At 39.2% G+C, this 4,265-nt stretch carries 4 protein-coding genes; 2 read left to right on the top strand and 2 right to left on the bottom strand.

What is annotated here, in order from left to right:
- Window positions 1-33: 33 nt before the first annotated feature.
- A complete protein-coding gene (gene acnA, locus V7659_RS11510; RefSeq protein ID WP_335540132.1) occupies window positions 34-2,739 on the bottom strand; it encodes an aconitate hydratase AcnA in 2,706 nt (901 codons plus the stop codon).
- 330 nt (window positions 2,740-3,069) lie between these two features.
- Between acnA and sspO the strand changes: the two genes are divergently transcribed.
- Window positions 3,070-3,222: a small acid-soluble spore protein O gene (sspO, locus tag V7659_RS11515; RefSeq protein ID WP_098532148.1), complete on the top strand. Its 153-nt coding sequence runs from the start codon at window positions 3,070-3,072 to the stop codon at window positions 3,220-3,222.
- A 31-nt stretch (window positions 3,223-3,253) separates the two neighbouring features.
- On the opposite strand, the gene V7659_RS11520 is transcribed toward sspO, so the two are convergent.
- Window positions 3,254-3,523 (bottom strand): hypothetical protein, encoded by a 270-nt coding sequence (locus V7659_RS11520; RefSeq protein ID WP_144548069.1) that lies wholly within the window; start codon window positions 3,521-3,523, stop codon window positions 3,254-3,256.
- A 112-nt stretch (window positions 3,524-3,635) separates the two neighbouring features.
- On the opposite strand from V7659_RS11520, the gene V7659_RS11525 reads away from it, so the two are divergent.
- Window positions 3,636-3,773, top strand: a complete 138-nt coding sequence (locus V7659_RS11525) for a small acid-soluble spore protein P (protein ID WP_098576451.1) — start codon at window positions 3,636-3,638, stop codon at window positions 3,771-3,773.
- Window positions 3,774-4,265: the final 492 nt, after the last annotated feature.

Raw genomic sequence — 4,265 nt, forward strand, 5'->3', positions numbered from 1 at the left:
AACACCATGCCAAGTGGCATGGTGTTCTCCATATTAAGCTTGTAATTTTTCACGTAGAACCATTGGAAGAATTCCACCGTGACGGTAGTAATCAATTTCAACTTCGGAGTCAAAACGAACAAGAACTTCAAATTCTTTCTTGTTCCCTGCTTCGTCAGTTGCTGTTACTTTAAGAAGATCACGTGGTTTAACATCTTCGCCTACTTGAACATCAATGGTCTCTTTACCAGTTAAACCAAGTGTTTCAGCGCTTTCGCCTTCTTTAAATTGAAGTGGAAGCACACCCATAAGCACAAGGTTTGAACGGTGAATACGTTCGAAGCTTTCAGCAAGAACTGTTTTAATACCTAAAAGGTTAGTTCCTTTAGCAGCCCAGTCACGTGAAGAGCCCATTCCGTAATCTTTACCAGCAAGAACAATTAGTCCAGTACCGTTTTCTTTGTACTTCATGCAAGCATCATAAATTGATGTAACTTCACCAGTTGGCCAGTAAGTAGTGAAACCACCTTCTGTACCAGGTGCGATTTGGTTACGAATACGAATGTTTGCAAATGTTCCACGCATCATTACTTCGTGGTTACCACGACGAGATCCGTAAGAGTTAAAGTCACGAGGCTGAACGCCTTTTTCTAATAGATATTTACCAGCTGGAGTATTTTTACCAATAGCTCCTGCAGGAGAAATGTGGTCTGTTGTTACAGAATCACCGAATTTACCAACAACGCGAAGTCCTGTTAAAGGCTCAACAGTACCTGGCTCTGGTGATAAGCCTTCAAAGAATGGCGGGTTGGCAATATATGTTGAATCTTCATCCCAAGTATAAAGTGGCTCATTGCTTGTTTTGATTTCGTTCCAACGCTCGTTATCTCCAAACACGTTTGCATATTCGCTGCGGAATAGTTCAGGAGTAACCGTGCGTTTAACTACATCATTAACTTCAGCAGTTGATGGCCAGATATCCTTGAAGAATACATCGTTTCCATCTTTATCTTTACCAATTGCTTCAGAAGCGAAGTCGATGTTTACAGTACCAGCAAGGGCGTAAGCAACAACTAATGGTGGTGAAGCAAGGTAGTTTGCTTTTACAAGCGGATGAATACGGCCTTCGAAGTTACGGTTACCAGAAAGTACTGATGTAACTAATAGATCGTTTTCAGCGATTGTTTTTTCAATTTCTTCTTTTAATGGACCGGAGTTACCGATACAAGTTGTACAGCCGTAACCAACTAGGTTGAAGCCGATTTGCTCTAGGTATGGAAGTAAGCCAGAATCACGAAGATATCCAGTTACAACTTTAGATCCTGGTGCTAAAGAAGTTTTTACGAATTTTGGAACTTCCATTCCTAATTCAACAGCTTTCTTCGCAACCAGTCCAGCACCTACTAGTACGTATGGGTTAGATGTGTTTGTACAGCTTGTGATCGATGCAATCGCAACTGCACCAGTTTTAATAGTAGTTTCGTCGCCATTGTTAAATTTAACTGTAGCGGACTTATCAAGTTCATCTGCTTGTAAGCCAAAGCCTTGGTTTCCTTGTGGTGCAGAAACAGCTTTTACGAATTCTTCTTTCATTTTTGAAAGTGGGAGTAAATCTTGTGGACGCTTAGGACCAGAAAGATTTGCTTCAATTTCAGTAAGGTCGATTTCAACTACATTTGTGTAAACTGGCTCTAATGAAGGATCAAAGAATAAGCCATTAGCTTTGCAGTATTGTTCAACGACGTTAATTTGATCTTCTTCACGGCCTGTTAGGCGTAAATATGCAAGTGATTCATCATCAATTGGGAAGAATCCGCATGTTGCACCGTATTCAGGAGCCATGTTAGCAATTGTTGCACGGTCAGCAAGTGGGAGTACAGATACACCAGGGCCGAAGAATTCAACGAATTTACCAACTACACCCTTGCTGCGAAGTACTTGTGTTACTTTTAATGCTAAGTCTGTTGCTGTTGCTCCATTTGGAAGTTCGCCTGTTAACTTAACACCAACAACTTCAGGTACTGGGAAGTAAGAAGGCTGTCCTAACATTCCAGCTTCAGCTTCAATACCGCCAACGCCCCAGCCAAGAACACCAAGTCCATTAATCATAGTTGTATGTGAATCTGTTCCTACTAATGTATCTGGATATGCTTCTAACTCACCATCAACTTCAGCTACGTGAACAACATCAGCCAAGTATTCAAGGTTTACTTGGTGAACGATACCTGTTGCAGGCGGAACGGCACGATAGTTGTTGAATGATTTTTGTGCCCAGCTAAGGAACTGATAACGTTCTGCGTTACGTTCAAATTCTAGGTCCATGTTTACACGTAAAGAATCAGTGGATCCATACGCATCAACTTGAACAGAGTGGTCAATAACAAGGTCTACAGTTTTTTCTGGATTAATTTTGTCTGGGTCCCCGCCTAGGTCAGCCATTGCTTTTCTTAAAGAAGCAAGGTCTACCACTGCTGGAACTCCTGTGAAGTCTTGAAGGATTACACGTGAAGGTTTGAATGGTACATCCACTTCTTTAAGTTCAGCTGTTCCCCATTTAGCTAAGTTTTCAACGTGCTCTTTTGCGATTACGCGGCCATCATATTGGCGAAGTACAGATTCAAGTAAAACTTTTACTGAGTAAGGCAATTTAGAAACGTTGCCGATTCCTGCCTCTTCAAGTGCACTTAGACGGTAATAGTGATAACGTTTACCATTGGCTTCAAAAGAAGCTCGTGCGTTAAATACATCGTTTTTAACCATGTGTTAAAAACCCCCTCATTCGTCATAATTCACCAAAATAAATGAAAAGTCGAAAAGTTTGAATTTTCCCATCCGTCTTAACTTTTCTCACAATTCTTATCTTAATACAACCAAATTCATAAGTAAATAACAAGAAAGTTATTGTGATTGATAAGTTTTTCTTATGTTTTTTTATGTATTTTGTTCTGAAAATTCAAAAAACATCATCTGTGCTAATGTAGATGTAGATAGGGAAAAAACGAAATTTTCACTATTATTATCTCAAAAAAACTTTTCTTTGTCATTATTTTTGCTACGCAGGAAATAGTAATGTTGTAGGAGGTGATTACAATGGTGAAACGAAAGTCTAATCATGTAATTCCAGGGATGAATGCAGCTAAAGGCCAAGGAAAAGGTGCCGGATTTAATGAAGAATTTGCCAGTGAACCTGAATTAACTGCCAAAGAAAGAATGAATAACAAAAAACGGAAAAAGAATCAATAACAGAAAGCAGGCGATATCCCGCCTGCTTTTCTTATTCCACTTGATTGACTTCTGATACCATGGTTGATAAATCCTGTTGGAAACGCTCTAACTGTGCCCGTTGATGTTCTGATGCCACTTCCATGGCATTTGAGATCTGCTGGTAGGCTTCATTTACTTCATCTTTCAGATGTTTCAGTTGATGGCCGTAACTTGCACTATCACTCACTATGGTCTCATATAGTCCTTGGGCATTCTCATACCCTTGCTGTGCAGCTTGAAATGCTTGTTGTTTATCTTTGTTGTAAGGAAACTTTTGCATTTGCTTCATTCACTCCTTCATTTTGTTTACCGTTAAATTGCACAGAACTACAAAAAATATACGGTATAAAAGGACTTAATGACTGCATCCTAACATATAGGAGGGATGAAAAATGAACAAAAACGATGGCAAAGACATGAGAAAAAATGCACCTAAACAATCTGGTCAGCCTGAGCCGTTAAGTGGTTCTAAAAAGGTAAAAAATCGAAACCATACTAGAGCCAAACATAATACACATCATGATATGTAGAATGGCATAGAAAAAAATCAGATAAAGGATTCGGTTTTGAGGTACTTTTTTGAACTTTTTAACCGAAATAACAATAGAAGACGCATAAAGTCGCCATTTGGCGACTTTTCTTTACAAGGCAGATGAAGACCCAATGCCTTGGTAAGTGAGAGAAAAAGGTCATCATAAAGGTCATGAAGACCAAATCCTCTTGATAAACAGAAGAAAATGGTAATCATAAAGGCGATGAAGACCAAATCCTCTTGAAAAGCCAGAGAGAATGGTCATCATAAAGGAGATGAAGACCATTCTCTCTTGATAAGCCAGAGAAAATGGTCTTTATAAACATAATAACGAACACCACTAATACTAATATTAATGGGTTTATTTTAATTATGATTCACTAACGTTAATTAATGCTTGCAATACGTGCTCCTCTTCTTCAGGCGTCACTGTTCGTAAATCAATAATAAATTCATCTTTTTGGATCCGTCCGACAATAGCCGGCTTCGC

The organism is Neobacillus drentensis (assembly GCF_036966985.1).
GTDB lineage: Bacteria > Bacillota > Bacilli > Bacillales > Cytobacillaceae > Neobacillus > Neobacillus drentensis_E.